At 69.0% G+C, this 13,413-nt stretch carries 13 protein-coding genes; 5 read left to right on the forward strand and 8 right to left on the reverse strand.

Features of this window, described 5'->3' with window-relative positions:
* Window positions 1-147 precede the first annotated feature (147 nt).
* Complete coding sequence (locus WS91_RS29465) at window positions 148-1,749, forward strand: APC family permease (protein WP_059671529.1); 1,602 nt, start codon at window positions 148-150, stop codon at window positions 1,747-1,749.
* Window positions 1,750-1,914: 165 nt separating this feature from the next.
* Here WS91_RS29465 and WS91_RS29470 read toward each other — a convergent pair whose 3' ends face one another.
* From WS91_RS29470 to WS91_RS36520, 7 genes are all read right to left on the reverse strand, one after another.
* Window positions 1,915-2,703 (reverse strand): DODA-type extradiol aromatic ring-opening family dioxygenase, encoded by a 789-nt coding sequence (locus tag WS91_RS29470; protein ID WP_038746453.1) that lies wholly within the window; start codon window positions 2,701-2,703, stop codon window positions 1,915-1,917.
* 266 nt (window positions 2,704-2,969) lie between these two features.
* Window positions 2,970-3,566, reverse strand: coding sequence for a UbiX family flavin prenyltransferase (locus WS91_RS29475; RefSeq protein ID WP_038746456.1), 597 nt, complete (start codon window positions 3,564-3,566; stop codon window positions 2,970-2,972).
* Window positions 3,567-3,579: 13 nt separating this feature from the next.
* Window positions 3,580-3,888 carry a Grx4 family monothiol glutaredoxin gene (gene grxD / locus WS91_RS29480; RefSeq protein ID WP_004186955.1) on the reverse strand — a complete coding sequence of 103 codons (309 nt, stop codon included), beginning with the start codon at window positions 3,886-3,888 and terminating at the stop codon, window positions 3,580-3,582.
* 79 nt (window positions 3,889-3,967) lie between these two features.
* On the reverse strand, window positions 3,968-4,825 hold the full coding sequence (gene prmC, locus WS91_RS29485; RefSeq protein WP_038746459.1) for a peptide chain release factor N(5)-glutamine methyltransferase: 858 nt from the start codon (window positions 4,823-4,825) through the stop codon (window positions 3,968-3,970).
* 22 nt (window positions 4,826-4,847) lie between these two features.
* A complete protein-coding gene (gene prfA / locus WS91_RS29490) occupies window positions 4,848-5,930 on the reverse strand; it encodes a peptide chain release factor 1 (RefSeq protein ID WP_038746461.1) in 1,083 nt (360 codons plus the stop codon).
* Between the two features lie 66 nt (window positions 5,931-5,996).
* Entirely contained in the window at window positions 5,997-7,295 is a 1,299-nt protein-coding gene (hemA, locus tag WS91_RS29495) for a glutamyl-tRNA reductase (protein ID WP_038746464.1), read from the reverse strand.
* A gap of 28 nt (window positions 7,296-7,323) precedes the next feature.
* Window positions 7,324-7,683, reverse strand: a complete 360-nt coding sequence (locus tag WS91_RS36520; protein ID WP_156432556.1) for a hypothetical protein — start codon at window positions 7,681-7,683, stop codon at window positions 7,324-7,326.
* Between the two features lie 162 nt (window positions 7,684-7,845).
* Here WS91_RS36520 and WS91_RS29505 point away from each other — a divergent pair, with 162 nt between their 5' ends.
* From WS91_RS29505 to WS91_RS29520, 4 genes are all read left to right on the forward strand, one after another.
* The gene (locus WS91_RS29505; RefSeq protein ID WP_038746469.1) at window positions 7,846-8,100 is read left to right on the forward strand and encodes a hypothetical protein; all 255 of its coding nucleotides are present in this window, start codon (window positions 7,846-7,848) and stop codon (window positions 8,098-8,100) included.
* 18 nt (window positions 8,101-8,118) lie between these two features.
* Window positions 8,119-9,933 (forward strand): aminopeptidase P family protein, encoded by a 1,815-nt coding sequence (locus tag WS91_RS29510; protein WP_059581580.1) that lies wholly within the window; start codon window positions 8,119-8,121, stop codon window positions 9,931-9,933.
* A 144-nt stretch (window positions 9,934-10,077) separates the two neighbouring features.
* Entirely contained in the window at window positions 10,078-10,629 is a 552-nt protein-coding gene (locus WS91_RS29515; protein WP_059671530.1) for an isochorismatase family protein, read from the forward strand.
* The gene (locus WS91_RS29520; protein ID WP_038746478.1) at window positions 10,626-11,249 is read left to right on the forward strand and encodes an HAD family hydrolase; all 624 of its coding nucleotides are present in this window, start codon (window positions 10,626-10,628) and stop codon (window positions 11,247-11,249) included. The genes WS91_RS29515 and WS91_RS29520 overlap by 4 nt, the downstream gene beginning before the upstream one ends.
* Before the next feature lie 353 nt (window positions 11,250-11,602).
* On the opposite strand, the gene ettA is transcribed toward WS91_RS29520, so the two are convergent.
* Complete coding sequence (gene ettA, locus WS91_RS29530; RefSeq protein ID WP_038746484.1) at window positions 11,603-13,270, reverse strand: energy-dependent translational throttle protein EttA; 1,668 nt, start codon at window positions 13,268-13,270, stop codon at window positions 11,603-11,605.
* Between the last annotated feature and the right edge of the window lie 143 nt (window positions 13,271-13,413).

Consider the following 13,413-nt stretch of genomic DNA (forward strand, 5'->3'; position numbering starts at 1 on the left):
ATCGACCGGTGCAACCGTTAAACTACGCGCCGCGCGCGGATGGGTTGCTCCCGATCGGGCAACCTGTCCCCCAAGAATGCATGCGCGGTGCCGTCCGGCTCGATCCCTGGCGGCGCCGACCTTGCTTGTTGAGACATAGGAGAGGTTGTGAAGAGTTCTATTCAACGGAACATCGGCCCGTTCGCCTTGATGCTGACCGGGCTGGGATCGATCATCGGATCGGGCTGGCTGTTCGGCGCGTGGAAAGCCGCCAAGATCGCCGGGCCGGCCGCCATCTGCGCGTGGATCATCGGCGCGGTCGTGATTCTCGCCATTGCGCTCACCTACGCCGAACTCGGCGCGATGTTCCCCGAATCGGGCGGCATGGTTCGCTATGCGCGCTACTCGCACGGCTCGCTCGTCGGCTTCATCAGCGCGTGGGCGAACTGGATCGCGATCGTCTCGGTGATTCCGATCGAGGCCGAGGCGTCGATCCAGTACATGAGCACCTGGCCGTATGCGTGGGCGCACGCGCTGTTCGTCAACGGCGAACTCACGACACCGGGGCTGCTGCTGTCCGCCGTCCTCGTGGTCATCTACTTCCTGCTCAACTACTGGGGCGTGAAGCTCTTCGCGCGCGCGAACACCGCGATCACGATCTTCAAGTTCCTGATTCCCGGCGTCACGATCCTCGGCCTGATGCTGTCGAGCTTCCACGGCGAGAACCTCGGCACGTCGGGCGGCTCGTCGAGCTTCGCGCCGTACGGCTGGTCGGCCGTGTTGACCGCGGTCGCGACGAGCGGCATCGTGTTCGCGTTCAACGGCTTCCAAAGCCCCGTGAATCTCGCCGGCGAAGCGCGCAATCCGTCGCGCAGCGTGCCGTTCGCGGTGATCTCGTCGATCCTGATCGCGCTCGTGATCTACGTGCTGCTGCAAGTCGCGTACATCGGCGCGGTGAATCCGGCCGACGTCGCGAAGGGCTGGGCGCACTTCAACTTCGCTTCGCCGTTCGCGGAGCTCGCGATCGCGCTGAACCTGAACTGGCTCGCGATCCTGCTGTATGTCGACGCGTTCGTGAGCCCGAGCGGCACCGGCACGACCTACATGGCGACGACGACCCGCATGATCTACGCGATGGAGCGCAACAACACGATGCCGAAGATCTTCGGCAGCGTGCATCCGCTCTACGGCGTGCCGCGCCCCGCGATGTGGTTCAACCTGTTCGTGTCGTTCATCTTCCTGTTCTTCTTCCGCGGCTGGAGCTCGCTCGCGGCGGTGATCTCGGTCGCGACCGTGATCTCGTACCTGACGGGCCCGATCAGCCTGATGGCGCTGCGCCGCGCGGCGACGGACCTCGAGCGTCCGCTGTCGATCCCCGGCATGAAGCTGATCGCGCCGTTCGCGTTCGTGTGCGCGTCGCTGATCCTGTACTGGGCGAAGTGGCCGCTGACGGGCGAGATCATCCTGCTGATGGTCGTCGCGCTGCCCGTCTACTTCTATTTCCAGGGCAAGTCCGGCTGGAGCGGCTGGGGCCGCGACCTGAAGGCCGCGTGGTGGCTCGTCGCGTACCTGCCGACGATGGCCGTGCTCTCGCTCATCGGCAGCAAGGAGTTCGGCGGCCGCAATGTGCTGCCGTACGGCTGGGACATGCTGGTCGTCGCGGCGATCTCGCTCGTGTTCTACTACTGGGGCGTGAACACCGGCTATCGCACCGAATATCTCGACGAGCGCGAATCGCGCGACGAGATCCTCGAAGGAGTCGGCGCGTAATCGCACCGTCCGCCGCCCGCGATCGGCGGCGGCGGATGCCGGATCGCTTGCGCGAAGCCCGCCTGGGGTGCCCCGGGCGGGCTTCGTCGTTTACGGGCGATTCTCGGAGCGCCGCAGCCCGCAAGCCCGAGCTTTCCGGAACGCCGGAATCCGGCGCCGCGCCCGTCAGGCCGCCGAGTCGAACACGTAATTCGTCATCGCGAGCATGCGCTGGTACGTGCCGAGCGACTGGATGCGCAGTCGGTAATCGTCGTCCGCCGCGCCGAGCGCCGCGAACACGGGCAGCAGGTGCTCGTCGGTCGGATGCATCAGCGCCGCGTGCGGCGCCTGGCGGCGGTAGTCGAGCAGCGCGTCGACGTCGCGCGCGGCGAGCTTCTCCTCGAACCAGCCGGTGAATTCGGCGACGCGCGGGTCCGCGTCCTCGGGCGCGGCCGAGAAATCCGCCGCCCGCAGGTTGTGCGTGATCTGGCCCGAGCCGATCACCATCACGCCTTCGTCGCGCAGCGACCGCAGCGCGCGACCGACGCGAAAGTGGTGCGCCGCGTCGGCGCGCGGCTGGATCGACAACTGCGCGACCGGCACGTCGGCGTCCGGGAACATCAGCAGCATCGGCACCCACGCGCCGTGGTCGAGGCCGTGCGGCGTGGCCGCGGTCTCGATGCCCGCGTCGCCGAGCAGCGAGGCTGCGCGGGCGGCGACGTCGGGCGCGCCGGGCGCCGGATAGCGGATCTCGTAGAGTGCGCGCGGAAAGCCGTAGAAATCGTGGATCGTGTCGGGCCGCTCGGCCGTGCTGACGACGGGCTGCTGCGTGAGCCAGTGCGCGGACAACATCAGCACCGCGCGCGGGCGCGGCAGCTCGCCGCCGAGCGTGGTGAATGCGCCCGACGGCAGCGTCGGATCGATCGGCAGCGTCGGGGCGCCGTGCGACAGGTAGAGGGACGGAAGGCGGTTCATGGCGATCGGGACTTCTGCGAAGTGATATTGCCTACGACTATAGGCTCGCACCGTTCATTGATAAATATGAAAAACGGATTTGATTGTGTATTGGATGTTGTTAATCGCGGGAGGCGATAACGCGGTGGCCAGTGGCGGCGAGTGGTCGCGACGCCGCGACGCGGGATTGCGCGCCAATGAGCGCGACGGGCGCAACAGGCGCGGCGCGCGCCCGCTTGATGCGCCGACGCGGAAAAGCGTCGCCGGGCCGGCCTCCGCGCCCGACTTCAACCGGGCTCGCGCAACCCCTGCCACGGCGCCGTGCGCGGCGCGCCGAGCGCGAACATGTCGAGCACGCGCGCGACCGTGTGGTCGACCATGTCGCCGATCGTCTTCGGCATCGCATAGAACGCGGGCAGCGGCGGAAAGATCACGCCGCCCATTTCGGTGACGGCCGTCATGTTGCGCAGATGCGCGAGGTTGAACGGCGTCTCGCGCACGAGCAGCACGAGGCGGCGGCGCTCCTTGAGCGTGACGTCGGCGGCGCGGGTGATGAGATTGTCGGACAGGCCGTGCGCGATGCTCGCGAGCGTTCTCATCGAGCATGGCGCGACGACCATGCCGTCGGTCGCGAACGAGCCGGACGCGATGCTCGCGCCGACGTCGCGCACCGAATGGACGACGTCGGCGCGCGCCAGGACGTCGTCCTTCGGCAGTTGCAGCTCGTGTTGGATGTTGAGCCAGCCGGCGCTCGAGATCAGCAGGTGCGTCTCGACGCCGCCCGACGCGCGCAGCATGTCGAGCATGCGCACGCCGTAGATCGCGCCGGTGGCGCCCGTGATCGCGATGATCAGGCGTCGCGGCGGCGCCGGACGAGGCTCCATCGAAGGGGATGGGTCAGGCGGTGAAGAGCTGCTGCAGCTCGCCCGACTGGTACATCTCCATCATGATGTCCGAGCCGCCGACGAATTCGCCCTTCACGTAGAGCTGCGGGATCGTCGGCCAGTTCGAGAATTCCTTGATGCCCTGGCGGATCTCTTCGTCTTCGAGGACGTTGACCGTCTTGAACTGGTCGACGCCGCACGCCTTCAGCACCTGGACGGCGCGGCCCGAAAAGCCGCACATCGGGAACTGCGCGGTGCCTTTCATGAAGAGCACGACCGGGTTTTCGTCGACGATTTGCTTGATGCGTTGTTGGGTGTCCATGAGTGACCTTGCTGTAGCGGGGCGTGAGAAGAGAAATGATACTGGATTTCATCTGGAGCGGCGGGCGCCGCCCGCGGCGTCAGCCGGGCAGGCGGCCGCCCGTGGCGCGCTCGATCGACGCGAGATCCGCGAGCGATTCGACGTCGGCGAAGCCCGCCGCGCCGAGGAGCGCGCGCACCGCGGCCGCCTGATCGTAACCGTGTTCGATCCACAGCGCGCCGCCCGGCGCGACGAACGCATGCGCACCCGCAACGATCGCGCGGATCGCGGCGAGCCCGTCGTCGTCGTCGGTGAGCGCGCCGCGCGGCTCGAAGCGCAGATCGCCCTCGGCGAGGTGCGGATCGTGCCGCGCGATGTACGGCGGGTTGCTGACCACGACGTGAAAGCGCAGGCCGGGATCGAGCGCCGCGTACCAGTCGCTTTCGAGAAACTGCAGCGGGCCGCCCGGCCGCGCCGGATCGAGCAGCTTGCGCGCGTTGCGGCGCGCGACGTCGAGCGCCGCGGCCGAGCGGTCGAGCGCCCATACGCGCGCGTCGGGCCGCTCGGATGCGATCGACACCGCGATCGCGCCGCTGCCCGTGCCGAGATCGAGCACGCGCGGCGACGGCACGCCGTCGATCGCGTCGAGCGCGGTCTCGACGAGCAGCTCCGTTTCCGGGCGCGGGATCAGCACGTCCGGCGTCACGTCGAATTCGAGGCCGAAGAACTCGCGCGCGCCGGTGAGCTGCGCGACCGGCTCGCCCGCCGCGCGGCGCGCTTGCAGCGCGAGGTAGCGCTCGAGCGCGGCTGCGTCGAGCGGCTCGTCGGCGCGCGTGATCAGCTGCGTGCGGGTCCAGCCGAGCGCGTGCGCGAGCAGGGCTCGCGCGTCGACCGCGTCGAGCGGCGACGTGCGCAGCAGCTCGGCGGCGGTGGCGGGCGTGGGCTTCGTCGTGGTCATCGTGCGCGCTTGGCGGGCCGCGTCATTCGGCGTCGCCGAGCGACGCGAGCAGCTCGGCCTGATGCTCGCTGACGAGCGCGGCGATCAGCTCGTCGAGATCGCCGTCCATGATCTGCTCGAGCTTGTACAGCGTCAGGTTGATCCGGTGATCGGTCATCCGGCCCTGCGGGAAGTTGTACGTGCGGATTCGCTCGGAGCGGTCGCCCGAGCCGATCAGGCTCTTGCGCGTGGCCGCTTCCTTCGCGTGCTGCTCGTGATACTGCTTGTCCTTGATTCGCGCGGCGAGCACCTTCAGCGCGCGGTCCTTGTTCTTGTGCTGCGAGCGGTCGTCCTGGCATTCGACGACGATCCCCGTCGGGATGTGCGTGACGCGCACCGCCGAATCGGTCTTGTTGATGTGCTGGCCGCCCGCGCCCGACGCGCGGAAGGTGTCGATCCGCAGGTCGGCGGGATTGATCTCGACTTCGCCGATCTCGTCGGCTTCCGGCATCACCGCGACCGTGCACGCGGACGTGTGGATGCGGCCCTGCGTCTCGGTCGCCGGCACGCGCTGCACGCGGTGGCCGCCCGATTCGAACTTCAGGCGCGAGTACGCGCCGTAGCCCGCGATCCGCACGATCACTTCCTTGTAGCCGCCAAGATCCGACGCGCTCTCCGACATCATCTCGACCTGCCAGCGCTGCCGCTCCGCGTAGCGCAGGTACATCCGCAGCAGATCGCCCGCGAACAGCGCCGATTCGTCGCCGCCCGTGCCCGCGCGGATTTCGACGAAGATGTTGCGCTCGTCGTTCGGGTCCTTCGGCAGCAGCATCGTCTGCAGTTCGCTCGCGAGGCGGCCCATCCGCTCGCGCGCGCCGCGCAGCTCGTCCTCGGCGAAGTCGCGCATCGACGCGTCGCCGAGCAGCTCCTGCGCGGCGAGCTCGTCGGCGCGCGCCTGGCGCCACTGCGCGTAATGCTCGACGACGGGGCCGATTTCCGCGTGCTCGCGCGTCAGCTTGCGGTACTGGTCGAGGTCCGCGGTGACGTTCTCGCGGCTCAACAGGTCGTTCAGTTCGGCCAGCCGGGTTGTGAGCTGGTCGAGCTTGCTTTGCATGCTCGTCTTCATGGTGCGGAGCGACGCTCCCGGGGAAGAGTTCGAAAGGGGAAGGAGGGGACGGACTGGCCGGCGCCGCTAACGGCCCGACGAGTCCGACGAGCGGGGCGCGTGCTGGTAGAAGCCGCGCATCAGCTCGATCAGCGAATCGCGATCGGCGCCGTTCGCGCGGTTCAGCGCGCTTGTCGGGCCGTGGATCAGCTTGTTGGTGAGCGCCTGCGACAGCGCGTCGAGCACGGCGGCCGGATCGTCGCCGCGCGCGAGCATCTTCTGCGCACGCTCGACTTCCGCGCGGCGCAGCGCGTCGGCCTGCGTGTGCATGTGGCGGATCACGGGCACGATGCTGCGCGCGTCGAGCCACTGCATGAAATTCTGCACGCGCGTCTCGATGATCGCCTCGGCCTGCGCGACGGCCGCCTGCCGCGACGCGTTGCCTTCGCGAACGATCGCGCCGAGATCGTCGACCGTGTAGAGGAACACGTCCTTCAGCTCGCCGACTTCGGGCTCGATGTCGCGCGGCACAGCGAGGTCGACCATGAAGATCGGCCGGTGGCGGCGCGCCTTCACCGCGCGCTCGACGGCGCCGAGGCCGATGATCGGCAGCGTCGACGCGGTGCACGACACGATGATGTCGAACTCGTGCATCCGCGCGGGCAGGTCGGCGAGCGGCATCGCGCGGCCGCCGAAGCGCTCGGCGAGCTTCGCGCCGCGCTCGGCGGTGCGGTTCGCGACGACGAGCTCGCGCGGGCCTTGCGCGGCGAAGTGCGTCGCGCAGAGCTCGATCATCTCGCCCGCGCCGATGAACAGCACGCGCTGCTGCGCCACTTGCTCGAAGATCCGCTGCGCGAGCCGCACGGCCGCGGCCGCCATCGACACCGACTGCGCGCCGATCTCGGTCGTCCCGCGCACTTCCTTCGCGACCGCGAACGTGCGCTGGAACAGCTGGTTCAGGTAGGTGCCGAGCGAGCCCGCCTCGGACGCGGTGCGCACCGCGTTCTTCATCTGGCCGAGGATCTGGGTTTCGCCGAGCACCATCGAATCGAGCCCCGACGCGACGCGGAACGCGTGGCGCACCGCCTCGGACTGCGGCAGCGCGTACACGTGCGGCGCGAGCTCGTCGGCGGGAATCCGGTGATAGTCGGACATCCAGCGGATCGCGGCGTCGCGCGCCGCGCGATCGTCGGTCGCGCAGTACAGCTCGGTGCGGTTGCAGGTCGACAGGATCGCCGCTTCGGGCGAATTCGGCGCCGGGTGGCCGAGGAGGACGCTCTTGAACGTCGCGAGTGCAGGCTTGATCTGTTCGAGCGGAAACGCCACGCGTTCGCGCAGGGCGACAGGCGCAGTGTGGTGGTTGATTCCGATCGTGAGGAGCTGCATGTCCAAGAGGCTATCGTTTAGTCCCATATTATAGCGTTTTGACGGCAAATCCATGGCCGGCATGCGCGGCGACCCATTTCCGCGGGCCGCGCGGCCCGCGCGCCGTCTTCGCGTCCGCGCGGCGGGCACGGCGAACCGCGCCCGCCGCGCTCGGCCGGGGCCGCGCCTGCCCGCCGCAGGCGGGCGAAACCGCGGTCGCGGCGGCGAATCGTCTGCCGGGCGCGACGTCATGCCGCGCCTTTTTGAAAAGCGACCCCGAAACGGTGCGAAAATGATGGTCTGCGAAACGGGGGCGCCGCTGCGGCGGCGCGCGGCGCGGGATCGAACGAGCGGCTCGGCGCGTCGGCGCCGCCGCAACGAGCGGTGCCGCGATCAGGCCGGATCGCATCGGACGTTGTTCCGTCGTCGCGTCGTGCGGGCGGCCTGCACGGCGGGTGGGCGGCGGTCGTTTCGTGCGCCGCCGCGCCGCCGGCCGTCGATGGCGCGAAGCATGGCGTTTGCCGCGCCGCTCGTGCCGATGGGGCGAGTCCGACAGCAGAAGAGGCGTTGAATGAACTGGTTTGGAATCGTCGTGCTGGGCTTTGCCGTCGGCTTGCTCGGCTGGGCGCTCAACCCGCTGCGCCGCCTGAGTCGCGCGTCGCTGTGGCTCGCCGTCGCGGCGGGCCTGCTGGGCGCCGCGGCCGCGAAGATGGCCGGCAATGTGACAGGACTCTTTTACGACGGCGAGACGCTCGAATGGCCGGTTTGTACGGCCGCCGCGCTTCTCGCCGTTGCCGTGACGGTGGGCCTTCTGGCCCGCCGCTGAACGTTTGCAGGTGAAATCATGAATGCCCGACTCCCCGACCCGTCGCCCGTGCCGGCGCGTCTTGCCCTGCTGCGCGGCGCGATGGCGCGCGAGGATCTGGCCGCCTACGTGGTGCCGTCCGCCGACCCCCATTTGTCCGAGTATTTGCCCGAGCGCTGGCAGGCGCGGCAATGGCTGTCGGGCTTCACCGGCTCGGTGGGCACGCTTGTCGTGACCGCCGATTTCGCCGGCCTCTGGCTCGACAGCCGCTACTGGGTGCAGGCCGAAGCGCAGCTCGCCGGCACGGGCGTCGAGCTGATGAAGATGATGGGCGGCCAGCAGACGCAGCCGCACGTCGAGTGGCTCGCCGAGCACGTGCCCGAGGGCACGACGGTCGGCGTCGACGGCGCGGTGCTCGGCGTCGCGGCAGCGCGCGCGTTGACCTCGGCGCTCACGCCGCGCGGCATCGTGCTGCGCACCGATCTCGATTTGCTCGACGCGATCTGGCCGCAGCGCCCGTCGCTGCCCGCCGACGCGGTGTTCGAGCACGCGGCGCCGCAGGCCGACACGGCGCGCGCGGGCAAGCTCGCGCAGGTGCGCCGCGCGATGCAGGAGCAGGGCGCGCAGTGGCACTTCGTCTCGACGCTCGACGATCTCGCGTGGCTCTTCAATCTGCGCGGCGCAGACGTGAACTACAACCCGGTGTTCGTCGCGCATGCGCTCGTCGGCCTCGAGCGCGCGACGCTCTTCGTCGCCGACGGCAAGGTGTCGGCCGAACTCGCGACGTCGCTCGCGCGGGACGGCGTGGACGTGCAGCCGTACGACGCGGCGGCCGCGGCGCTCGCCGCGCTGCCGGAGGGCGCGGGGCTTCTGATCGATCCGCGCCGCGTCACGTACGGGCTGCTGCAGGCGGTGCCGCAGCAGGTGCGCGTGATCGAGGCGGTGAATCCGTCGACGTTCGCGAAGTCGCGCAAGACGCCCGCCGAGATCGAGCACGTGCGCGCGACGATGGAGCTCGACGGCGCGGCGCTCGCCGAGTTCTTCGCGTGGTTCGAAGGCGCGCTCGGCCGCGAGACGATCACCGAGCTGACGATCGACGAACAGCTCACCGCCGCGCGCGAGCGCCGGCCGGGCTACGTGTCGCCGAGCTTCGCGACGATCGCGGGCTTCAACGCGAACGGCGCGATGCCGCACTACCGCGCGACGCGTGCCGCGCACGCGACGATCGAAGGCGACGGCTTGCTGCTGATCGATTCGGGCGGCCAGTATCTGAGCGGGACGACCGACATCACGCGGGTCGTGCCCGTCGGCGCGATCGGCGACGCGCACCGGCGCGATTTCACGATCGTGCTGAAGGCGATGATGGCGCTGTCGCGCGCGCGCTTTCCGCGCGGCATTCGCTCGCCGATGCTCGACGCGATCGCGCGCGCGCCGATGTGGGCGGCCGGGCTCGACTACGGGCACGGCACGGGGCACGGCGTCGGCTATTTCCTGAACGTGCACGAGGGGCCGCAGGTGATTTCGCACTACGCGCCCGCGGAGCCGTACACGGCGATGGAAGAGGGAATGATCACGTCGATCGAGCCGGGCGTGTACCGGCCGCAGAAGTGGGGCGTGCGGATCGAGAACCTCGTCGTGAACCGCACGGCGGGGCAGACCGAATTCGGCGACTTCCTTGAATTCGAGACGCTGACGCTCTGCCCGATCGACACGCGCTGCGTGCTGCCCGCGCTCCTCGACGACCACGAGCGCGCGTGGCTGAATGCGTACCATGCGGCGGTGCGCGAGCGGGTCGGCAAGCACGTGTCGGGCGACGCGAAGGCGTGGCTCGACGCGCGCACGCAGCCGATCTGACGCGCGCGGCGCTTGATGCCGGCCGATGGGGCCGGCGGCTGGCAGTTGAAAACCGGCGATGAGCGATCCGCAACCGGCGGCCGGCAACGAGCGCCCCGCAACCGGCGGCCGGCACGATCGAACGACAACGACGGAGGGCGACGGATGGCGAACGTAGCGGTGATCGTGGTCGACATGCAGCGCGGGCTGCTGCAGCGGGCGAATCCCGCGCATCGGCTGGACGAGGTCGTCGCGGGCATCAACCGGCTGACGGCGGCGGCGCGCGCGGCGGGCGCGCCCGTGTGCTTCGTGCAGCACGACGGCGACGCGGCCGACGACATCGTGCCCGACACGCCCGGCTGGCGGCTGCACGCGGAGCTCGTGTGCGCGGATGCCGACTGGCGGGTCCGCAAGCGCGAAAGCGATGCGTTCCACGACACGCCGCTCGCCGCGCAGCTCGACGCGCACGGAATCGACGCGGTCGTGATCTGCGGTTACGCATCGGAATTCTGCGTCGATTCGGCGGCGCGCCGCGCGGCGCTCCTCGGCTACCGGACGACGGTCGTCTCCGATCTGCACACGACGAACGATCGGGCGCACCTGAGCGCGGCGCAGGTCGTCGCGCATCACAATTTCATCTGGCGCAACTGCACGTTCTCGGGCAACGGCGTCGCGCCGCGGCCGCTCGACGATGTGCTCGTCACGGAGTTCGCATGACCATCAAGGCAGTCGTGTTCGATTTCGGCGGCGTGCTGATCGACTGGAGCCCCGAGTATCTGTATAAGCAGTTGATTCCCGACGAAGCCGAGCGGCGCTGGTTTCTCACGCACGTATGCGGGATGGACTGGGTCATCAAGCAGGACGGCGGCCAGACGCTCGAAGAGGCGACCGCGGAGCGCGTCGCGCAGTTTCCCGAGCACGAGGCGCTGATCCGCGCGTTCTACGCGCGCTGGCACGAGATGATCGGCGGCGTGCTCGCGGGCGGCGCCGCGCTCGTCGACAGGCTCGATGCGCGCGGCATGCCGCTTTTCGGCCTCACGAACTGGTCCGCGCAGACGTTTCCGTACGCGTGGGAGAACTTTCCGGTGCTGCGGCGCTTCACGGACATTGTCGTGTCTGGGCGCGTGAAGCTCGTGAAGCCCGATCCGGCGATCTACCGCGAGATGCGCGCGCGGATCGAGCCGCATCTGCCGGGCGTCGCGCCGCACGAGCTCGTCTTCATCGACGACAACGCGAAGAACGCGGCGGCCGCGACCGCGCTCGGCTGGCACGGGATTCACCATACGAGCGCCGGGACGACGGAGGCGCGGCTGCGCGAGCTGGGCGTGCTCGGCTGACGAAGCGACGGCGTGGCGGCGTGGCGGTTCGGGCCGCTGCCGCGGCGGGCTGTTGCGCGTGGGCGCCGTCGGCGGGCGCGTCGGCGATGCGCATGAAAAAACGGGCGACGTGAATTGCACCTCAAAAAGGTCGATCGCTGATCGAACCTTCAGGTTGCAATTCACGTCGCCCGTTTTTTTGTTCGGCGATGTGTCGCGTTGCGCGCGATACGGCGCGCGCGTCGCGGCGTCGTTCCGTTGCGCATTGCACGCCGGCCGTTGCCGCGGCGTTCGCGGCTCGCCGGCCGCGGGAGCGTTCGCCGCCCGCGCGGCGTCGATCCTCGCGGGCGGCGAACGCGTTCGCGCGCCGTTCGTTACCGGCTGATCGGCCTGTAGCGCAGGCGCTTCGGCTTCGCCGCTTCTTCGCCGAGACGCGCGCGCTTGTCGGCCTCGTACTCCTGGTAGTTGCCGTCGAAGAACGTGACCTGCGAATCGCCTTCGAACGCGAGGATGTGCGTCGCGATCCGGTCGAGGAACCAGCGGTCGTGCGAGATCACCATCACCGAGCCCGCGAATTCGAGCAGCGCGTCTTCGAGCGCGCGCAGCGTTTCGACGTCGAGGTCGTTCGACGGCTCGTCGAGCAGCAGCATGTTGCCGCCCGAGATCAGCGTCTTCGCGAGGTGCAGGCGGCCGCGCTCGCCGCCTGACAGGTTGCCGACGATCTTCTGCTGGTCGCCGCCCTTGAAGTTGAAGCGGCCGATGTACGCGCGCGACGGCGTCTCGTACTTGCCCACCGTCAGCACGTCGGCGCCGCCCGAGATTTCCTCGAACACCGTCTTCGAGCCGTCGAGCGCGTCGCGGCTCTGGTCGACGTACGCGAGCTTCACGGTCGGCCCCATCACGACTTCGCCCGAATCCGGCTGTTCCTTGCCCGTCAGCATCCGGAACAGCGTCGACTTGCCCGCACCGTTCGGCCCGATGATGCCGACGATCGCGCCGGCCGGGATCTTGAAGCTCAGGTTGTCGATCAGCAGGCGATCGCCGTACGCCTTGCTGACGTTCTTGAACTCGATCACTTCGTTGCCGAGGCGGTCGCCGACCGGAATGAAGATTTCCTGCGTCTCGTTGCGCTTCTGGTATTCCTGGCTGTTCAGCTCCTCGAAGCGCGCGATGCGCGCCTTCGACTTCGCCTGGCGGCCCTTCGGGTTCTGGCGCACCCACTCCAGTTCCTTCTTGATCGCCTTCTGGCGCGCCGATTCCGACGCTTCTTCCTGCTTCAGGCGGTCTTCCTTCTGGTCGAGCCAGCTGCTGTAGTTGCCCTTCCACGGAATGCCGTGGCCACGGTCGAGCTCGAGAATCCATTCGGCCGCGTTGTCGAGGAAGTAGCGATCGTGCGTGACCGCGACGACGGTGCCCGGGAAGCGCGTGAGGAACTGCTCGAGCCAGTCGACCGATTCGGCGTCGAGGTGGTTGGTCGGCTCGTCGAGCAGCAGCATGTCGGGTTTTTCGAGCAGCAGCTTGCAGAGCGCGACGCGGCGCTTCTCGCCGCCCGACAGGTGCTCGATCTTCGCGTCCCACGGCGGTAGGCGCAGCGCGTCGGCCGCGACTTCGAGCTGCTGCTCGGGGCTGCCGCCGTCGCTCGCGGCGAGGATCGCCTCGTATTTCGCCTGCTCGGCGGCGAGCGCGTCGAAGTCGGCGTCCGGCTCGGCATAGGCCGCGTAGATCTCGTCGAGCTTCTTGTGCGCCTGGAACAGGTCGCCCAGGCCTTCCTCGACCGCTTCGCGCACGGTCTTGGTCGGATCGAGCTGCGGCTCCTGCGGCAGGTAGCCGATGTTCAGGTTCGGCATCGGCGTGGCTTCGCCTTCGATGTCCTTGTCGACGCCCGCCATGATCTTGATCAGCGTCGACTTGCCCGAGCCGTTCAGGCCGAGCACGCCGATCTTCGCGCCGGGGAAGAACGACAGCGAGATGTCCTTCAGAATCTGGCGCTTGGGCGGCACGATCTTGCCGACCCGGTTCATCGTGAAAACGTATTGGGCCATCTGCGTGATTGAAAGAGTGGAAGTAGTTCACGCGGCCGCGCGCCGGCTGGCGGCAGGCGGCGGCGTGTGCGATTCGGTTCGGTTCGTGGAAGCGGCCGCGGCGCGTGCCGGCGGTGCCGCCGCGGCTGCGCGGCGCGAACCGC

It is taken from the genome of Burkholderia sp. MSMB1498, from assembly GCF_001526245.1.
GTDB classification, from domain to species: Bacteria; Pseudomonadota; Gammaproteobacteria; order Burkholderiales; family Burkholderiaceae; genus Burkholderia; species Burkholderia savannae.

Bases quoted from the DNA above. Each gene is read 5' to 3' on its own strand.
- WS91_RS29505 (WP_038746469.1), top strand. From the start codon at position 7,846: ATGAACTGGTTTGGAATCGTCGTGCTGGGCTTTGCCGTCGGCTTGCTC.
- grxD (WP_004186955.1), bottom strand. From the start codon at position 3,888: ATGGACACCCAACAACGCATCAAGCAAATCGTCGACGAAAACCCGGTC.
- ettA (WP_038746484.1), bottom strand. From the start codon at position 13,270: ATGGCCCAATACGTTTTCACGATGAACCGGGTCGGCAAGATCGTGCCG.
- prfA (WP_038746461.1), bottom strand. From the start codon at position 5,930: ATGAAGACGAGCATGCAAAGCAAGCTCGACCAGCTCACAACCCGGCTG.
- WS91_RS29520 (WP_038746478.1), top strand. From the start codon at position 10,626: ATGACCATCAAGGCAGTCGTGTTCGATTTCGGCGGCGTGCTGATCGAC.
- prmC (WP_038746459.1), bottom strand. From the start codon at position 4,825: ATGACCACGACGAAGCCCACGCCCGCCACCGCCGCCGAGCTGCTGCGC.
- WS91_RS29475 (WP_038746456.1), bottom strand. From the start codon at position 3,566: ATGGAGCCTCGTCCGGCGCCGCCGCGACGCCTGATCATCGCGATCACG.
- WS91_RS29510 (WP_059581580.1), top strand. From the start codon at position 8,119: ATGAATGCCCGACTCCCCGACCCGTCGCCCGTGCCGGCGCGTCTTGCC.
- WS91_RS36520 (WP_156432556.1), bottom strand. From the start codon at position 7,683: ATGCGATCCGGCCTGATCGCGGCACCGCTCGTTGCGGCGGCGCCGACG.
- WS91_RS29515 (WP_059671530.1), top strand. From the start codon at position 10,078: ATGGCGAACGTAGCGGTGATCGTGGTCGACATGCAGCGCGGGCTGCTG.
- WS91_RS29470 (WP_038746453.1), bottom strand. From the start codon at position 2,703: ATGAACCGCCTTCCGTCCCTCTACCTGTCGCACGGCGCCCCGACGCTG.
- hemA (WP_038746464.1), bottom strand. From the start codon at position 7,295: ATGCAGCTCCTCACGATCGGAATCAACCACCACACTGCGCCTGTCGCC.